Below are 18440 nucleotides of genomic sequence, written 5' to 3'. Positions count from 1 at the left end.
ATAGCTATATTTCTCTTAGTGAGAAGCTATTATTCGCCTTTAGCAGCTTTGAATGCGTCTGCCATTGCGTTACCGAACGCGCCTTCTTCAGACTTGTTCAGTGAAGCCATTGCTTCTTGCTCATCAGCTTCATCTTTAGCTTTGATAGATAGGTTGATTACGCGGTTCTTACGGTCTACACCTGTGAACTTAGCTTCAACGCTGTCACCAACGCTTAGGATTAGAGATGCATCTTCGATACGATCGCGAGATACTTCAGAAGCGCGGATGTAACCTTCAACGCCTTCGATTAGCTCGATAGTAGCGCCTTTCGCGTCAACTGCAGTAACAGTACCGTTTACAAGAACACCTTTCTTGTTGTCAGCAACGTATGCGTTGAACGGGTCGTTTTCCATTTGCTTAACGCCAAGAGAAATACGCTCACGCTCTGCATCTACTGCTAGAACAACTGCTGAGATTTCGTCGCCTTTCTTGTACTCACGTACAGCGTCTTCGCCAGCAACATTCCAAGAAATGTCAGATAGGTGTACTAGACCGTCGATACCGCCTTCTAGACCGATGAAGATACCAAAGTCAGTGATAGACTTGATCTTACCAGTAACTTTGTCGCCCTTAGCTTGCATTTCTGCAAATGACTGCCATGGGTTAGCTTTACACTGTTTCAGACCTAGAGAGATACGACGACGTTCTTCGTCGATATCAAGAACCATAACCTCAACTTCGTCGCCAACATTAACAACTTTAGAAGGGTGGATGTTCTTGTTAGTCCAATCCATTTCAGAAACGTGTACTAGACCTTCAACGCCTTCTTCGATTTCAACGAAGCAGCCGTAGTCAGTTAGGTTAGTAACACGACCAGAAAGCTTGTGACCTTCTGGGTAACGCTTAGCGATTGCTACCCATGGATCTTCGCCTAGTTGCTTAAGACCTAGTGAAACACGAGTGCGCTCACGGTCGAACTTAAGAACTTTAACTAGGATTTCGTCACCAACGTTAACGATCTCTGATGGGTGCTTAACGCGCTTCCAAGCCATATCTGTGATATGTAGAAGACCGTCAACACCGCCAAGGTCAACGAATGCACCGTAGTCAGTAAGGTTCTTAACGATACCTTTAACTTCAGTACCTTCTTGTAGAGTTTCAAGAAGTTCGTCACGCTCAACACTGTTTTCAGATTCGATAACAGCACGACGAGAAACAACAACGTTGTTACGCTTCTGGTCTAGCTTGATTACTTTGAACTCTAGCTCTTTGTTTTCTAGGTGAGCAGTGTCACGGATAGGACGTACGTCTACTAGAGAACCTGGAAGGAAAGCACGGATACCGTTTAGTTCAACAGTGAAACCGCCTTTAACTTTACCGTTGATGATACCAACAACAGTTTCAGCTTCTTCGCAAGCTTTCTCAAGAACGATCCAAGCTTCGTGACGCTTAGCTTTCTCACGAGAAAGTTGAGTCTCACCGAAACCATCTTCAACAGCGTCTAGAGCTACGTCTACTTCAGCGCCAACTTCAACTTCAAGTTCGCCAGCAGCGTTCTTGAACTGTTCAGCAGGGATAGCAGATTCAGACTTAAGACCAGCGTCAACAAGAACGAAACCGTTCTCGATAGCTACTACAGTACCTTTAACGATGCTGCCTTGTTGGAATTCTGTTTCGTTTAGAAACTCTTCAAAGAGTTGAGCAAAAGATTCAGTCATTATTTAATCTTCAATAATTAAACGTCCATGGGTATCCTACCGCATGGGGTTGATAAATTCGCCGGTCATCATCCTTGCGACCAACGTTCTTGCCAGCCGGGCAGAATTACCCAGCTAGTTTCGATTCAATATAGTGTAGTGCTTTTTCTACTACCTGCTCAATATTCATTGAGGTGGAATCAAGCACTAGAGCATCCTCTGCAGGGCGAAGTGGCGCCACTGGGCGATTACGATCTCGGTCGTCTCGCTCTTGGATCTCGCTCAAAAGGTCGTCAAATTTAACATCTAACCCCTTCTGTTGCAACTGTTTAAGGCGGCGAGTCGCACGCTCTTCTGCACTTGCATCTAAAAATATTTTTGCTTCTGCTTCAGGGAAGACAACGGTTCCCATATCGCGGCCATCAGCCACCAAACCTGGCGCAGCGCTGAATGCGCGCTGACGACGAAGTAATGCTTCACGTACGCGAGGTAATGCAGCAACTTTTGAAGCCGCCATGCCGGTCTCTTCTTTACGAAGCTCGCCCGACACATCTTCACCTTCTAGGATAACCTTAACTAGATCGCCCTCAGCAATAAACTGAACGTCTAAGTGAGTTGCAAGAGGAACTAAAGCGTCTTCCGATTCAGTATCTACACCGTGATGAATTGCTGCTAAAGCCAGTACGCGATAGATCGCACCTGAGTCTAGAAGATGAAAGCCTAGCTTATCTGCTAGTAACATACACAGGGTACCTTTACCTGCACCACTTGGTCCATCAACCGTAATCACTGGGCTTTGAGAAGGCATCTTTTACTCCACGTTTAGTCGTAAGTTTTATTCTGTACTAGCGAGTCGCCACTACTTTATAGGCGGCATATTATAGAGAAAAATTGGAAGTCGAGCGAGGTAAATCTCAGATAATTCAATCTTGATGATGCATTCGATAATGCAACAGGCCTAATATCAATCACCTGATGCTAATAAGGCTTTCTATTGGCAACAAATCGGCATAAAAAAGCCTCGCATGAGCGAGGCTAAGTATATTTATTGCTTCAAGCAGGTCTAACCGATGATGGCGCGTACCGCTTCCAAGTCTTCTGGAGTATCAACACCCGCAGCCGGCGCTTCAACAGCAACATCTACGTGAATCTTTTCACCATACCAAAGTACGCGAAGTTGCTCTAAGCACTCTATGCGCTCTAGGGTACTTGGTTCCCAGTTGATGTAGGTATTGATGAAACCAGCTCGGTAAGCGTAAATACCAATATGACGAAGCAACGGAGATTCTGCAGCAGTACCGTTATTAGCATAAGCATCACGATCCCAAGGAATCGTCGCACGGCTAAAATACAGCGCATAGCCGTCTTTATCCGTCACGACTTTTACAGCATTAGGGTTAAAAACTTCATCAACGTGAGAGATTTCAACACCAAGTGTTGCCATTGGCGCAGTGCTGTTTGCTAAGTTGTTCGCCACCTGATTAATAATCGCCGGTGGAATAAGTGGCTCATCCCCTTGTACGTTGACAATAATGTGATCGTCAGGGATGTTCATGACATCAATCACTTCTGCTAGGCGTTCAGTACCTGACTCGTGATTCGGTGACGTCATACACACAGTCGCACCAAATGCTTTCGCAGCCTTCTCAACGCGAGCATCATCGGTAGCAATAATTACGTTATCAGCCCCTGCTTTCATTGACTGTTCGTATACCCATTGAATCATCGGCTTGCCGCCAATGTCAGCCAGAGGCTTACCTGGCAAACGGCTCGATTGGTATCTTGCTGGTATAACTACCGTGTAAGACATTACCTGCCCTCGTCCATTGAAAGAGTACGAGCTTCAGGTTCAAGAAGAACAGGAATACCCTCTTTAATTGGGTAAGCTAGGCGATCGATTTTACAAACAAGCTCTTGCTTATCCTTGTCAAAAGTTAGTTTACCTTTACATACAGGGCAAGCAACGATCTCAAGCAGACGGTGATCCATAGTATTCCATAACCTCTTTTATTCTTTTTAAAATTTGCTGTTGCGCTTCTTCTTCGAACTGCGCAGAAACTGGAAGATACCACCAGTTATCTTGAGCATATTCTTCGCATTTTACAGCGTCTTTTTCTGTCATAATCATATTCATACCTTTCTTTGCTAAGGCATGAAGTTCATCTTTATCAAAATCCTGATGATCGGCGAAGCCTTGTGTGTAAACCACATCACCATCAAGATCGTCTAATGTTTTAAAAAAGCGTGGCGGGTGCCCTATTCCAGCAAAAGCCACCAGCTTTGGTAATTCTGCAACTGGCTTTTTTTGACCTGTCTTTAGGTTAACCGCTTTACTTGGTGCCAAAGACATTGAGAACTCTCGCCCTTGTGCCTCTCCACCATTGTTAATCAAGAAATCTACGTCAGCTAAACGCGATACAGGCTCTCGCAATGGGCCTAGTGGAATCAGACTCTCGTTACCAAAACGCCTTACACCGTCGATAACTGAAAACTCAATGTCGCGTTCAAGTGCATAATGCTGCAGGCCGTCATCAGTGATAATGACATCCACGCCTTGATTCAATAAAGCCTTTACCGCATTCGCTCTTACTGGGTCAACCGCTACCGGCGCGCCCGTTCGCTTTCGAATCAAGCGGGGTTCATCACCCGAGTGTTCAGCGGGCGTGCTCTCTTCTAAAACCAGTGGATAACTCGGCGCTTTCGCACCGTAACCACGAGAAACCACACCTGGTTTAAAACCGTTGGCTTGAAGCATTTCAACCAACCAAATCACAACAGGGGTTTTACCATTGCCACCAGCGGTAATGTTACCAACAACGATTATAGGCAGAGGTGGTCGATAGGTTTCTTTCTTTCCAGAGAGATAAGCATTACGACGTTTACCACTGATCACTTTGAACAGCAGGCTCAATGGCCACAATAGTGGCCAAAGAAGATATTTTAACGGGTGATTGTTAAACCAAATCTTTTCGATCACAACAAAGACCTAATCTTATCCGCTGAACTGAATTCGATGCAGTTGAGCATAGGCACCATCATGAGCAATTAGCTCTGCGTGTGGGCCTCGCTCTACAATCTGACCATCATCAACAACCAAAATTTCATCAGCTTGTTCAATCGTCGATAGCCTGTGAGCAATCACCAACACAGTTTTATCTTTTTGTAACTCTTCTAGTGCTGATTGAATCGCTCTTTCTGACTCTGTGTCTAGTGCAGACGTCGCCTCATCAAGAATCAGAACTGGCGCGTCTCTCAATAGTGCTCGTGCGATCGCAATACGTTGTCTTTGACCGCCAGACAAGCTCGCACCATTTTCACCCACGACAGTATCAATACCATTTTCCATACCTTCAATAAACTCAGTCGCATGAGCAAGTTTAGCGGCATGTTCGATCTGTTCGCGTGAATACTGTTCTTCTGCTGCGTAAGCGATGTTGTTAGCCACCGTATCGTTAAACAGATGCACATTTTGAGAAACCAGAGCAAAGTGCTCACGCAGATTTCTCAATTCGTAATCACGAATATCGTGACCATCAAGTTCAATAGAGCCAGAGTCTACGTCATAGAAACGAGTAAATAGGTTGGCAATGGTACTCTTACCTGAACCCGATCGCCCAACAAGCGCAACCGTCTTACCTTTCGGTATATTAAAACTCACATTATCCAATGCAGGCTTCTCGGCACCTTCGTAAGTAAAGGTCACATCTTTTACCGCAACATCACCACTTACCGTTTCAGGTTTCAAGGTACCTGTGTTCTGCTCTGTGTCTAAGTCCATCAAGCCGAACAGTGTCGTACTTGCAGCCATACCACGCTGGAATTCAGACGTTACGTTAGTTAATGCTTTTAGTGGACGCATTAGGCCAAACATTGCTGAGAACACTACCGTAAACGTACCCGGAGTTAGCTCAGCCTTAATTGAATCAACGCTCGCCAAGACAAGTACAACAACAATAGCAACCGATGCAATCATCTGAATGATTGGGTTAGCGGCCGCTTGTGCTGTTACTAGCTTCATGCTCTGTTGACGCATCTGGTTACTTACTTTATCAAAGCGATGTTTTTCTAAATCCTGACCGCCATAAGTAAGCACCACTTTGTGCCCTTTCAGCATTTGTTCTGCTGACGAAGCAACGTGACCCATGCTGGTTTGCATGTTTTTAGAAATCTTTCTGAATCGCTTCGATACTATGCTGATTGCCCAAGCTACCAGTGGAGCAACCGCAAATAGAACCAAAGACAACTGCCAGCTGTTCCAAAACATCAAGGTCAATAAGCCAATGATGCTTGCGCCTTCACGAACAATACTCACCAGCGCTTTACTGGTTGCCGCAGAAACTTGCTCCGAATCGTAGGTAATACGAGACAGCAGCGCACCCGTCTGCTCTTTATCAAAGAAAGAGACTGGCATGTGCATAAAGTGACTGAATATTTTACGGCGGATTTCCATCACCACATTGCCAGAAACCCAGCTTAAGCAATAGGTGGATACGAAACCGCTGACACCACGAATGAACATCATGGCAAAGATAATAAGAGGAAGTGTGCGTAGGAAATCTGATTCCGCACTACCAAAGCCTTCATCTAGCAACGGCTTTAGCAAAGAAATCATGTAAGTATCAGAGACGGCATTAATAATAAGCGCAATAACCGCAACACCAAGGCCAGCCTTATATAGTCGAATATAAGTCCAAAGTCGTTTAAATGTGACCCAGGTAGTTTCATCTGTTTGTGTTGACATAAAATCGCTTAATTTTCTCACAATAATCTATCTATTCTACTCCCTTACGAAGCATCTGCCTATACCACTGCCGACCTTGTTCCTCTCTAATCGTATGATAATGCCAACCTTCTTGGTTGGTGGTGATGGTTATTTGTCCACTTTCACCTGTATCAAGCCAGGCACTTCCATTTTGTAAGTAACGTTGAACGACTGATTCACTTGGCATCCCCCATTGATTTCCCTTTGCCAACGAAGCAATCGCTAGCTTTGGTGAAACCGCTTCTATGAAAGGGGCGATAGATGAACTGTCACTACCATGATGAGGTACTAGCATGGCGTCGCTTTGAAGCTGTTCAACTTCCCGAGCAAGTAACCACTCACTTACGAGTTCAATATCACCCGTGAGCAACATCGAAAAGCCCGATTCTGGTTCAATTATCCGTATGACACAAGAGTGTGGGTTATACGCCCTATTCACTAGTTGTGGCGGCCACAACACCTCGAACTGCACATTCTGCCATTCCCACGCCTCACCTAACGTACATGCTTGAACAACTGAGCTCATTTGATGATTCAAACTTTGGCTAGCTCTTATCCATTCAGGCTGATAGTTCTCAAGCAATGCAGGGTAACCACCAGCGTGATCAGAATCGAAATGGCTAATGATCACTCCTTGAATTTCATCTATACCTCTTTGAGATAAAGTAGGAATCAATAGTGACTCGACCATCGACCCTCCCGGCCACGCGTTACCTAAATCGTACACCACCACGTGATTGTTCTTTTCAAAGATGAGGGACAAGCCATGCCCTACGTCCAAGACATCAATAGTTAACCTGTCCTGTTTCACTTTGCCAAATTCCCACCACAACAGGAATACAGAAATGATGACAGCGGCTACCCAATGTTTAAGGTATCGACCAATAAAACCGAAGAATAAGATAAGAAAAACGAACAACACGGTTACGTGATTATCTACCTGAATCCAAAACTGTTCAGAGAAAGGCAAGCTAAACACCAACGGTTCAAGTGACAAATCAACCAGTTTCCATAACTCAGCAGAAAAACGAGCCATTGAGTCACTTCCCCAAAATAAAGACTCAGTGACCAAACTTAGAAACATCGAAAAAAACAGCAAAGGTATCGTCACCATTGACACCCAAGGCAATAGCAACAAATTGTAGACGACCGAGATCAAGCTAACGCCTTTGAAAAACAACATCGAAAAGGGAGCAATTAACAAGGTCAGCATGACCTGTATTTTGATGAGCTTTAGCACTCGTTCAATAAAGGTAGAATTTGAAGAAGAAGCATCACTATTGAACGCAATGTAGAGAACCGCACCCAATGTACCAAAAGATAACCAGAAGCTACTGGATAACGCAGAAAAAGGCCAAATAACGAGAACGATACACAAGCTGACTAGAACATAGCGAACCACACCGATACTTTGTCCACGCCACAGAAAGTAACTCGCCACAACACACATCACTAGCGCTCTTAGGGTCGGTAGAGTGAACCCAGCAAACCAGCTATAGAAATAAGCGAAACCTAAACCAAATAGTGTCGGAAGCCATAACAACTGAGGAGACAACAAACGCGCCAACTTCCCCAGCTGATAACCGATACCAAAGGCAATACCAATGTGAAGCCCAGAAATCGCCATCAAATGAATCAAGCCACTGCTCTTTAGTAAATCCCAACGCAAAGAAGGAATGAGATCTCGATAACCGAAACTCAAAGCGACTATTAAATCGTTATTTTTTAGCTGGCTAAGATTATCAAGACTGCGCTCGAACCACCGAGCACGTAGATGGTTGCTAGAGTGGATTCTATATTTAGTATTCGTTCGGTAATTCACATTTGCCGTAACCCCAGTGCTAAACAGGTGCTTTTCCAAATCAAAGCCCGCTTCATTAAGCTTCCCAAAAACAGGCTTGATACTGACCGACAAATGAACTTCATCACCCAAAGTGAGCTTGAAAGGCGTAAACAATCGCAATTTTATCAATTGAGGAAAGATTAATTTTTCACCGTCAATTGATCTAACTACTACTACGCTTTCAAAACCATGGCTATTTTCACTAAAAAGACTAACTACTGAGGCATTTATGGTAGTATTCTGCCCTGATTGAAATAAGCGACTTGTTTGGATTTCAATCGTATTCCCTAGGCATGCAACGAGTGTCAACGCAGTAGCTAGACCTCTTGTACGTCGGAAAACGCTATACTTTATTGATGCGATTAGTAATAACAGCATCAATGGTGCCAAGACCCAATGTGGCATCACAGGCCAGAAGCTGGCAGACACAACTGTCGCAGCAAATGAAATCAAGAACCAAGTGTTAAACAAGAGAGTAGCTTCCTCCTATGCCAAGAAAGTTTATCAAACGATTTATGCCTGACCATGAGCTCATCAAGCGTCAGAAAGCATTAAAAGTTTTTGGCAATGTTTTGTACAACCCCAACTTATGGTGCCTTAATCGTCGCTCCGCGGCCGGCGCGTTCGCTGTTGGGTTATTCATGGCGTTTGTCCCTCTACCAAGCCAAATGATTATGTCTGCAGGCCTAGCCGTTGTATGTGGTGTTAACTTACCGCTGGCTGTCGCTCTCGTTTGGATCAGTAACCCCGTAACCATGCCAGTCTTGTTCTACTTTGCCTATAAAGTAGGTGCATTCGTTATGCATGTTCCGCCGCAAGCCTTTCACTTCGAACTGTCTTGGGACTTTATCTTGGCGCAAATGAGCACCATCGGGCCTCCATTCCTGCTGGGCTGTATGATTTGTGGTGTGATTTCAGCAATGATTGGTTATTTCGGTATTCGTGGCTTATGGCGCTACTCAGTAGTAAGAAGCTGGAAGAAACGACAAGCAAGATAGTGAATCTATACTGACGCGCTCTCCACTTTTAAGAGATAGCTGTGAAAATAAGACGAGTTATAAGCCCTTAGATGATAGGCATGTAATGAAAGTCTTAGATAATACAGTTTGAATTCAATAAAAAAGGATCCCACAAGAGATCCTTTTTTGTATCTGTCGAAACAGTCGGTTGGTTATTTGGAGCTCAGCACAGAAGCTGGATTTAACTTCGCTGCTCGAGATGCTGGGTACCATGTCGCCAGCAGACTTAAAGCGATTGCAGTACCTGATACTACAACGACATCCATCATATTCAGCTGTGATGGCAAGAAGTCGACAAAGTAGATATCACCAGACAGGAATTGGTGATCGATCAGCTTCTCAAGACCCTTAATAAGAGTGGTCAGATTGAGTGCAACCAAAACACCTATCGCACTGCCGACTAAGCTACCTAATACGCCTGAGAACACGCCCTGCCAAACAAAGATACGCTTAACTAAACCATCGGAAGCACCCATGGTTCTTAAGATTGCGATCTCCGAAGCCCTATCTTTTACTGCCATCATCAAGGTAGAGACAATATTGAAACACGCAACACCAATCACTAGCACCATGACTAAGTACATAATGGTGCGAACCAATTGAATATCTCGATATAGGAAGCCGAACTTCTGTTGCCAACTGCGCAGATAAACATACACATCAAGCTGGTTGCCAACCTCACGTACAATCTCGTTAGCGTTCAGTACATCGGTCACTTTCAAAGAGACACCTGTCACAGCCTCCCCCAAGTTCGCATAAACCTGAGCATCACCAATCGGAATGAGCGCTAAGCTATGGTCAATTTGTCCATTCAGCGTCAGTAAGCCGGCAACTTTTACTCGTACCCGCTTTGGCGCCTGAACCTTAACCGAGCCGTTCACTGTTGGGATCATCAAAGTCAAGTAATCACCCACTTGCGCGCCAAGCACATTGGCGACACCAGAGCCTAAGATGATCTGCTGCTGCCCTGCTTTGAAATCACCCCAAACTTGCTTATCAATAAAGCTTGATAAACTCGATACCTGTTGCTCAAGCTGTGGGTCAACACCACGCACTTCAATCGCTTTAAGTTCTTTGCCCTTTTCAGCGAGCGCTGTGATTTTCACATAAGGCGCAGCGGCAACGACTTTGTCATTTTTTTCGGACTGCTCTACCACATGCTCCCATCGAGTTACAGGTTCATTGACCCCTTCGAACTCACCATGCGGAATCACAGACAGCACGCGAGATTCTAGCTCACGCTCAAAACCATTCATGGCTGAAAGACCGATAATGATCACCGCCACACCAACCGCAATACCGATCGTCGAAGACAAGGAGATAAAAGACACCATCTTGTCTCGCTGCTTAGCACGGCTAAAGCGACCGCCTATCAATAAAGATAAAGAAGAAAACACTTAGCTCTCCTCTTTTTCTACGTTAACCAACAAACCATCTTGCATGTGCAGTTGACGATCCATTTTGCCAGCGAGTTCGCCATCATGGGTCACGACTAAAAAGGCAGTGTCGTATTCTCGGTTTAACTCTCGCATTAAGTCATAAATAGAAAGCGCAGTATTGTGGTCTAGGTTACCCGTCGGCTCATCCGCCAATACAAGAGCTGGCTTGTTGACTAATGCACGAGCGATCGCCACACGTTGCCTTTCACCACCAGAAAGCTCTGAAGGACGGTGATCAACTCGATGACTTAGTCCCACTTTATCAAGTAACAACTGTGCTTCTTGTTTGGCGTTCGCAGGCTTTTCACCGCCTATTAGCAGTGGCATAGCAACGTTTTCTAGCGCAGAAAAGTCGGATAGCAAGTGATGGAACTGATACACAAAACCAAGGTGTTGGTTGCGAAGCTTAGCCTGCTTGTTTGAGCTCAGTGACGCTAGGTCTTGACCAAGAAAGCTCACGCTCCCCGCAGAAGCATCATCAAGCGCTCCTAAAATGTGCAGGAGCGTACTTTTACCAGAACCGGAAGTACCAATGATAGAAACCAGTTCACCTTTTTCGATCTCAAAGCTCACCCCTTTGAGGACTTCAGTATCCAACGAGCCTTCACGGTACGTTTTACGGATATCATTACATTGAAGAAAATTACTCATAACGAAGGGCCTCAGCAGGTTTCACAGAAGATGCACGGTAAGAAGGGAAAATAGTAGCAATCAAGCTAAGTGCAATAGCAAGTACCACAACAACAGCGATTTGAACTGGGTTAATCAAAATAGGTAACTGACCACCAAACGAGAATAGAGCAACACCCATCGCTTCTAAAATCGGGTTAAGGTTCATTGCTAGAACAACGCCTAATGCGCCACCCGATAGTGCGCCAATCACGCCGCTACTCGCGCCTTGAACCATAAAGATGCCCATCACTTGACCATCAGTCATGCCTTGGGTTTTAAGTATCGCGACCTCAGATTGCTTCTCCATTACCACCATAATCAGCGCAGAGATAATATTGAATGCGGCAACCCCGATGATCAGACCAAGCATTAGGCCCATCATGTTTTTCTCCATACGAACCGCTTGGAACAGCTCACCACGTTGGTCGCGCCAATCGCTCCACAACCATCCTTCTGGTAAGGGTTGGTTAGATAGTTCCGCGACTTCAAATGGGTCTTCAAAAAACAGTCGCCAACCTGAAATGGTGTCTGACTTATAACGCATCAAACGCCCAGCATCTTGGATATCCGTCACCATAAGTTGAGCATCAATATCCGAGCCCGTATTAAAGATTCCGGCTACGGTGAAATTACGTTGGCTAGGAATACGACCAAGAGGTGTGTATTGGCTTGCGCTGGTCACCATTAGACGAACCTTGTCGCCCATCGATACCTTTAAGTTTCTTGCCAGAGTATGGCCAAGGAACAGCTGGTATTGACCTGCTTTAAGTGAAGACAGTCTACCCGCGATTAAGTGGTCTTGAAGTGGATCATCAGAATTGGGTTGGATGCCAATCAAAAGGCCCGCTGACAGTTGCGCAGGGCTCTGAATCACCGCCTCACTGCGAACAATCGGTTCAACATGACCATTAAGCGAAATTTGCTTAGCAAAACCAGGAGCCTGTTCAGAGAGTAGCGTCTTACCGCCTTGCTCATAAACCACTGCCTGAGGGAGAACGCCGAGAATTCGGTCTTTTAATTGCGCTTCGAATCCATTCATTACCGACAAAACAGTAATCAAAGACAGCACACCAATGGTGATACCCGCTGTCGACATATAAGAAACAAAACGGCTAAAGCGATCACCTGAACGGCCTTTCAAATAACGCAGGCCAACAAACATTGAAATAGGATGAAACATACTTTGAACCATCAAAAAGGGATGCGGGTTAATGTAACGGGTATTGCTGTTACTTTGTAGGGGTTAATTGAAAATATAGAGTGAATTAACTCAATTAGTTAGGCCTGAAAAACAGAACCCTGTCAAAACACCAAATTTCAAACAACTATTTGATACTTTCAATTAACTGACCTTGATTACTGCCGCCACATAGCGATAATCAATAGATCACTTCAAGGAACTAACGCATGACAGAACAAGAGTTTTTCACTGTTCACCACAGTCTTACCGCTAATATAGAACCGATGGAAAGTAACTTCACTTTACCCTCTCAAATTCAGTTCGAATCCGAGATCCCTGCCCCTTTTGTTGTGGCGAGTGAATTTAGCCAGTTGGACCTTTTAGCCGACAGTGCTCGCGCTGAACTGAAAAACAGCGACTTGAAGAATGTCACCAGTTTATTGGATGCACAGAACTCTAAATTAAACCTGCTGTTGAGCTTTATGTTATCGCAGCAAGATGATGAGAAGTTTCGAACTCACACTTACTCCTTCGGTGCGAGCCAGTTTTCCTGTTTTTCGAAGACAGACATCGAACCGGGCCGCTTAGTAAAAGCTAAGCTATTCTTGGAACACCCTGCCGCAGCGATTTACTGCTACGCGGAAGTGTTTGCAAGCCAACCTAAAGATTCAGGTTTCGAAATTAACTTCAAATACGCTCATCTTCGTGATACTGACCAAGACCTGCTGATCAAAGCGGCACTTCATCAACAACAGAAACTTTTGCGTCAACGCTCTCTAGACCGAGATAACAAGTAAATTAACATGACCAAACAATCTATTTTTACCCTACCTACCCTCAAAGGAGCCGGTGACAAGAAGCACATTGGTAACCTTGTTGGTTCGTCTCTCGCTCTTGCTATCGCTAAACTCGCAGAGCAACACAACAGTCATACTGTACTTGCTGTGCCAGATCCACAAATCGCACTCAAGCTGCAATCTGAAATTGAACAGTTTACGGCGAGCGAAGTTGCACTATTCCCAGACTGGGAAACTTTGCCTTACGACAGCTTCTCACCACACCAAGAGATCATTTCAGATCGTATCGCGCGCCTTTATGCATTGCCGACGCTAAAAGACGGCATCACGATCGTACCGATCAGCACGCTACTCCAGCGCCAATCACCACGTGACTTCTTGCTACAGCACACTCTAATGGTGAAAACTGGTGATCTTTACTCACTAGAGAAACTGCGCCTGCAACTTGAAAAATCTGGCTATCGTTACGTTGACCAAGTATTTGGCCCCGGTGAATACGCGAGCCGTGGTTCTATTCTTGACCTGTTCCCGATGGGCAGTAAAGATCCTTATCGTATCGACTTCTTTGATGACGAGATCGACACCATCCGAACCTTCGATCCAGAGAACCAACGTTCTATCGAAGACATCTCTGAAATTCGACTCTTACCAGCGCACGAGTTTCCAACTTCGGAAACAGCGATAGAAGATTTCCGCATTCGTTGGCGTCAACAATTCGATGCACGACGTGAACCAGAATCGGTTTACATGCAGGTATCTAAAGGCACATGGCCTGCTGGCATTGAGTATTGGCAGCCTCTATTCTTCGATCACACAGAAACACTGTTTGACTATGTCGCTGACGAAGCACAGATTCTGGTATTAGGTGATGTCGAAACCGCCGTTGACTCTTTCCTTGCTGATGTCGCTCATCGATACGACCAACGTGGGGTCGATCCATTACGTCCTCTATTGGCGCCAGAACAGCTTTGGCTGAAAAAAGACGAACTGTTCGCACACTTCAAGCAAAAGCCACAGGTCAACCTAAGCCTAGAGTCTATTGAAGAGAAAGCTGGACGCATCAACCTTCCGGTTACATCACTGCCAGACCTCAGCGTTCAACACCAAAATAAAGAGCCTTTGGCAAACCTAAGAAAGTTCACTGAAGCCTTCGATGGCAAGGTTATTTTTTCGGTTGAATCAGAGGGTCGTCGTGAAGCATTGAGCGAACTGCTTCGCGGTATCAAAGTACGACCAAACGAAGTTGAAAACCTCGATGCAGCCGTTAAGGCCAAAGACAAGTTCAGCCTGATCCTAGGTTCAGCTGAGCACGGTTTTGTTCACGAAGAGAAAAACATCGCGCTTATCTGTGAAAGCGACTTGCTTGGCGATCGCGTTGTTCAACGCCGTAAGAAAGATAAGAAAAGCGTTAATAGCGACACAGTCATCCGCCACCTTGCGGAGCTAAAACCAGGTCAACCCGTTGTGCACATTGACCACGGCATTGGACGTTACATCGGCCTGCAAACCCTCGAAGCCGGCGGCATGAAAACCGAATACGTGACGCTTGAGTACCAAAACGATGCCAAGTTGTACGTGCCCGTTGCGTCTTTGAACCTTATTGGACGTTACTCTGGTGGCGCCGAAGAGTCTGCACCGCTACACAAACTAGGTGGTGAGGCGTGGCAAAAAGCGCGTAAGCGTGCCGCTGAAAAAGTACGTGACGTTGCTGCAGAGCTGCTGGATGTTTACGCCAAGCGTGAGCTTAAACCTGGCTATAAATTTGTTTTAGATCGCGGGCAATACGCAACCTTCAAATCTGGCTTCCCATTTGAAGAAACCGATGACCAAGCGATGGCAATCAATGCAGTGATGTCTGACATGTGCCAAGCAAAAGCCATGGACCGCCTAGTGTGTGGTGATGTTGGTTTTGGTAAAACAGAAGTCGCAATGCGCGCGGCATTCGTGTGTACGGATAACAGCAAACAAGTGGCGGTTCTGGTTCCGACAACCCTACTTGCTCAGCAACATTTCGAAAACTTCCGAGACCGCTTCGCGAATTTACCGATTCGTGTTGAAGTACTTTCTCGATTCAAGTCCGCGAAAGAGCAAAAAGCGATCATGCAAGATGTCGCGGACGGTAAAGTGGATATCCTAGTCGGTACTCACAAACTGCTCTCTAGTGATATCAAATTCAAAGACCTTGGCTTACTGATCGTCGATGAAGAACACCGCTTTGGTGTCCGCCAGAAAGAGAAAGTAAAAGCGATGCGTGCCGATGTCGACATCCTAACGCTGACTGCGACCCCAATCCCAAGAACGCTCAACATGGCGATGAGTGGGATGCGTGATCTATCGATCATTGCAACGCCACCAGCACGACGCTTGGCTATCAAAACCTTTGTTCGTCAAAGTGACGATGCCGTAGTGAGAGAAGCAGTACTTCGTGAGATCATGCGTGGTGGTCAGGTTTACTTCCTGCACAATCAAGTCGATACCATTGAGAAAACCGCAGAGTCACTACAAAAACTGATTCCGGAATCGCGAGTAACCGTCGCTCACGGTCAAATGCGAGAGCGCGAACTAGAACGCATCATGAACGACTTCTACCACCAACGCTTTAACTTATTGGTGTGTACAACCATCATCGAAACCGGTATCGATGTTCCGACAGCCAATACCATCTTGATGGACCGAGCCGACAACCTTGGTCTAGCGCAGCTTCACCAGTTACGTGGTCGTGTGGGTCGTTCTCACCACCAAGCTTACGCGTACCTGCTGACGCCTCATCCGAAAGCGATGACCAAAGACGCAATTAAACGCTTAGACGCGATTGCCTCTTTAGAAGACTTGGGCGCAGGCTTCACTCTCGCAACACACGATTTAGAGATTCGTGGTGCCGGTGAACTGTTGGGTGATGAACAGAGCGGTCAGATCCAATCTGTCGGCTTCACGCTATACATGGAGATGCTAGAGCAAGCGGTTGAGGCCTTGAAAGAAGGTCGAGAGCCATCACTTGATGATCTGTTACGTGAGCAAACTGAGATTGAGATGCGTATTCCAGCCCTCTTGCCAGACGACTACATTCCAGACATCAATACTCGCTTATCAACATACAAACGTATTGCGAGCGTGAGTGACACGGATGAACTTGCAGAGCTAAAAGTCGAGCTTATCGACCGCTTTGGTATTCTTCCTGATGCAACCAAGAACTTATTATCGGTTTCCGAGCTTAAGTTGGCGGCGGCCTCTATCAAGGCGAAGAAAATTGAAGCGCACGATAAAGGTGGATTTATCGAATTCTACCCGGATGCTGACATAAACCCGAACTACCTTGTTAAACTGTTGCAATCTCAACCGCAAAAGTTTTCAATGGAAGGACCAACTAAGTTCAAGTTTACGATACCATTGGTCGACAGACGGAAACGAATTCAATTTGTTAGTGATTTATTAGGCGAATTCAGACAGAACTTGCTGCCTTCAGCGTAAAGCCTAATCCACTTGCACATATAATTTATCCAGCCGGTAGTGCGGCTGGAAAACGGAGTAAAAATGAAAAGACTGATCCCACTGCTACTATTGTTCGTCTCACTGCCAAGTTTGGCACAGAGACAATTTGATATAGAAGTGATCATTTTTAAGCGCGCAGTTGATGCCGAGAAGGTGAATGAGTCTTGGCCAAACACACAGCCAAAGATCTCACTTGAGCGCGTTGGTTCATTTCAGGACACCCAGTACCGAGCAAGTAAAGGGGTAAAAATGCTCCCTTACTCGGAGTACAAATTGACACCTCAGAAAGATAAGCTAAAACAGCATGCTGGCTTTGAAGTACTGATGCATACGGCTTGGCGTCAAGGCGATCAAGGTAAGAGCTCAGCACCTGTGTTCCACATTCAAGCAGGTAAAGACTTCTCGAAACAGTTTAATGCTGACGGTTCAGAAAAAGGCGCTGTAACTGCGTCTGCAGATGGCTTCCAAGAAGAGACTATCGACAAGCCACTTTACGAACTAGACGGCAAGCTACAAATCTATGTTCAGCACTACCTATACGCTGAAACCACTCTGGATTTGAAAGCACCAAGCGTTCGTGAAGTGAAGCTGCAAGAACAGCAAATTGAACTCGACTCTCCAGTAAGCGGTGCTGAGAGCAATGTTCAAGTAGGTAACCTAACGGAAATCTCTCCAACTGTTGAAGTGGAAGAGTTCCTTAAGAGCTACCGTATGGAGCAAAAACGTCGCATGCGCAGTACTGAAACTCACTATCTTGACCACCCGCTTCTTGGTATGGTGATTCAAGTTCGTCGCGTTGCTCAGTAAACAGCCCTAGCGATATAGCGACGAAGCTAGTTGGTTTGTTAGCACCCAAGCTATACTCCTACTAATCATTCAAAACGCCCTCCATTGTGAGGGCGTTTTATTAAGTGCTGGCTACTTTAAGTAGGTACTTGCAAATTTAATTGGTACGCCCTATGAGCCCCGACTTCCAGATCAATACTCAAAACCTTAGCCTAAGAATTATTGAGCCTTCTGATGCTCACGAGTTTTCTCAACTGATCAAGTCTTCCCCTAGCTTACTGCCGTGGGTTGATTGGTGTCACGATCAGTTCTCTATAGCAGAAGCTGAGAAGTTCATTCTGGCCACTCGCTTAAACTGGGTTAAAGCCGATGCATTTGGCTTTGGCATTTTCGAGCGAAAAAGCGATAAGCTGGTTGGCATGGTGGCGATCAATGAGCTTTACCATACCTTTAATATGGCGAGTTTAGGATATTGGGTTGGCGACCAATTTCAACGAAAAGGCATAGCAAAGGAAGCGATGCTAGCTCTGTTTGAATTTTGCTTTGCTCAGCTCAAACTAACGCGTTTAGAGATTGTCTGTGATACCGAAAACCTACCAAGCCAAAAGCTCATAGAGAATTGCGGTGCCCAGCGAGAAGCCATTGCCAAAAATCGATTCATCTTCAACGGTAAACCAAAAGATGGGGTCGTTTACTCAGTACTGCCACCGGTGGCTTAGCAATAACCAACAAGGCTACCACTTAACTGACACGATCAAAAAAGAGCTCCGAAGA

At 45.6% G+C, this 18440-nt stretch carries 15 protein-coding genes; 5 read left to right on the top strand and 10 right to left on the bottom strand.

Annotation, left to right across the window (positions count from 1 at the left end):
- Positions 1–29 precede the first annotated feature (29 nt).
- The 7 genes from rpsA to BCT81_RS07980 all read right to left on the bottom strand — a co-directional run bounded on the left by rpsA (position 30) and on the right by BCT81_RS07980 (position 8755).
- On the bottom strand, positions 30–1700 hold the full coding sequence (gene rpsA, locus BCT81_RS08010) for a 30S ribosomal protein S1 (protein WP_061031784.1): 1671 nt from the start codon (positions 1698–1700) through the stop codon (positions 30–32).
- A gap of 106 nt (positions 1701–1806) precedes the next feature.
- The gene (gene cmk / locus BCT81_RS08005) at positions 1807–2487 is read right to left on the bottom strand and encodes a (d)CMP kinase (protein ID WP_004741977.1); all 681 of its coding nucleotides are present in this window, start codon (positions 2485–2487) and stop codon (positions 1807–1809) included.
- Between the two features lie 255 nt (positions 2488–2742).
- On the bottom strand, positions 2743–3489 hold the full coding sequence (gene kdsB, locus BCT81_RS08000) for a 3-deoxy-manno-octulosonate cytidylyltransferase (RefSeq protein ID WP_008224749.1): 747 nt from the start codon (positions 3487–3489) through the stop codon (positions 2743–2745).
- Positions 3489–3668: a Trm112 family protein gene (locus BCT81_RS07995; protein WP_102423772.1), complete on the bottom strand. Its 180-nt coding sequence runs from the start codon at positions 3666–3668 to the stop codon at positions 3489–3491. Before BCT81_RS07995 ends, kdsB begins: the two co-directional genes overlap by 1 nt.
- Entirely contained in the window at positions 3649–4656 is a 1008-nt protein-coding gene (lpxK, locus tag BCT81_RS07990; RefSeq protein WP_102423771.1) for a tetraacyldisaccharide 4'-kinase, read from the bottom strand. The genes BCT81_RS07995 and lpxK overlap by 20 nt, the downstream gene beginning before the upstream one ends.
- Positions 4657–4671: 15 nt before the next feature.
- Positions 4672–6420, bottom strand: a complete 1749-nt coding sequence (gene msbA / locus BCT81_RS07985; protein ID WP_061031786.1) for a lipid A ABC transporter ATP-binding protein/permease MsbA — start codon at positions 6418–6420, stop codon at positions 4672–4674.
- Positions 6421–6451: 31 nt separating this feature from the next.
- Positions 6452–8755 (bottom strand): DNA internalization-related competence protein ComEC/Rec2, encoded by a 2304-nt coding sequence (locus tag BCT81_RS07980; RefSeq protein ID WP_102423770.1) that lies wholly within the window; start codon positions 8753–8755, stop codon positions 6452–6454.
- A 17-nt stretch (positions 8756–8772) separates the two neighbouring features.
- On the opposite strand from BCT81_RS07980, the gene BCT81_RS07975 reads away from it, so the two are divergent.
- Positions 8773–9282: a DUF2062 domain-containing protein gene (locus BCT81_RS07975; RefSeq protein WP_008223866.1), complete on the top strand. Its 510-nt coding sequence runs from the start codon at positions 8773–8775 to the stop codon at positions 9280–9282.
- Positions 9283–9455: 173 nt separating this feature from the next.
- Here the strand turns inward: BCT81_RS07975 and lolE are convergent, their stop codons facing one another.
- Genes lolE through lolC form a run of 3 tightly spaced genes read right to left on the bottom strand, consistent with a single transcriptional unit; the run spans position 9456 to position 12594 of the window.
- Positions 9456–10700 (bottom strand): lipoprotein-releasing ABC transporter permease subunit LolE, encoded by a 1245-nt coding sequence (gene lolE / locus BCT81_RS07970; RefSeq protein WP_102423769.1) that lies wholly within the window; start codon positions 10698–10700, stop codon positions 9456–9458.
- Entirely contained in the window at positions 10701–11393 is a 693-nt protein-coding gene (gene lolD, locus BCT81_RS07965; RefSeq protein WP_102423768.1) for a lipoprotein-releasing ABC transporter ATP-binding protein LolD, read from the bottom strand.
- Entirely contained in the window at positions 11386–12594 is a 1209-nt protein-coding gene (gene lolC, locus BCT81_RS07960; protein WP_102423767.1) for a lipoprotein-releasing ABC transporter permease subunit LolC, read from the bottom strand. Before lolC ends, lolD begins: the two co-directional genes overlap by 8 nt.
- Positions 12595–12821: 227 nt before the next feature.
- Between lolC and BCT81_RS07955 the strand changes: the two genes are divergently transcribed.
- From BCT81_RS07955 to BCT81_RS07940, 4 genes are all read left to right on the top strand, one after another.
- A complete protein-coding gene (locus BCT81_RS07955; RefSeq protein ID WP_008223874.1) occupies positions 12822–13391 on the top strand; it encodes a hypothetical protein in 570 nt (189 codons plus the stop codon).
- A 6-nt stretch (positions 13392–13397) separates the two neighbouring features.
- A complete protein-coding gene (mfd, locus tag BCT81_RS07950; RefSeq protein ID WP_102423766.1) occupies positions 13398–16859 on the top strand; it encodes a transcription-repair coupling factor in 3462 nt (1153 codons plus the stop codon).
- Positions 16860–16922: 63 nt separating this feature from the next.
- Positions 16923–17687 (top strand): peptidoglycan binding protein CsiV, encoded by a 765-nt coding sequence (locus tag BCT81_RS07945; RefSeq protein WP_061031792.1) that lies wholly within the window; start codon positions 16923–16925, stop codon positions 17685–17687.
- Positions 17688–17839: 152 nt separating this feature from the next.
- Positions 17840–18385: a GNAT family protein gene (locus BCT81_RS07940; RefSeq protein WP_102423765.1), complete on the top strand. Its 546-nt coding sequence runs from the start codon at positions 17840–17842 to the stop codon at positions 18383–18385.
- Positions 18386–18440 lie beyond the last annotated feature (55 nt).

Source organism: Vibrio sp. 10N.261.52.A1, assembly GCF_002876325.1.
Taxonomy (GTDB): domain Bacteria; phylum Pseudomonadota; class Gammaproteobacteria; order Enterobacterales; family Vibrionaceae; genus Vibrio; species Vibrio chagasii.
Note: the sequence above shows the minus strand (reverse complement) of the source record. Positions and strands in the feature narration are given on the sequence as shown.

What these genes read in the sequence shown, in the direction of transcription:
- rpsA (WP_061031784.1), bottom strand. Translation starts at nt 1,700, where the DNA reads ATGACTGAATCTTTTGCTCAACTCTTTGAAGAGTTTCTAAACGAAACA.
- cmk (WP_004741977.1), bottom strand. Translation starts at nt 2,487, where the DNA reads ATGCCTTCTCAAAGCCCAGTGATTACGGTTGATGGACCAAGTGGTGCA.
- kdsB (WP_008224749.1), bottom strand. Translation starts at nt 3,489, where the DNA reads ATGTCTTACACGGTAGTTATACCAGCAAGATACCAATCGAGCCGTTTG.
- BCT81_RS07995 (WP_102423772.1), bottom strand. Translation starts at nt 3,668, where the DNA reads ATGGATCACCGTCTGCTTGAGATCGTTGCTTGCCCTGTATGTAAAGGT.
- msbA (WP_061031786.1), bottom strand. Translation starts at nt 6,420, where the DNA reads ATGTCAACACAAACAGATGAAACTACCTGGGTCACATTTAAACGACTT.
- BCT81_RS07975 (WP_008223866.1), top strand. Translation starts at nt 8,773, where the DNA reads ATGCCAAGAAAGTTTATCAAACGATTTATGCCTGACCATGAGCTCATC.
- lolD (WP_102423768.1), bottom strand. Translation starts at nt 11,393, where the DNA reads ATGAGTAATTTTCTTCAATGTAATGATATCCGTAAAACGTACCGTGAA.
- lolC (WP_102423767.1), bottom strand. Translation starts at nt 12,594, where the DNA reads ATGTTTCATCCTATTTCAATGTTTGTTGGCCTGCGTTATTTGAAAGGC.
- BCT81_RS07955 (WP_008223874.1), top strand. Translation starts at nt 12,822, where the DNA reads ATGACAGAACAAGAGTTTTTCACTGTTCACCACAGTCTTACCGCTAAT.
- mfd (WP_102423766.1), top strand. Translation starts at nt 13,398, where the DNA reads ATGACCAAACAATCTATTTTTACCCTACCTACCCTCAAAGGAGCCGGT.
- BCT81_RS07945 (WP_061031792.1), top strand. Translation starts at nt 16,923, where the DNA reads ATGAAAAGACTGATCCCACTGCTACTATTGTTCGTCTCACTGCCAAGT.
- BCT81_RS07940 (WP_102423765.1), top strand. Translation starts at nt 17,840, where the DNA reads ATGAGCCCCGACTTCCAGATCAATACTCAAAACCTTAGCCTAAGAATT.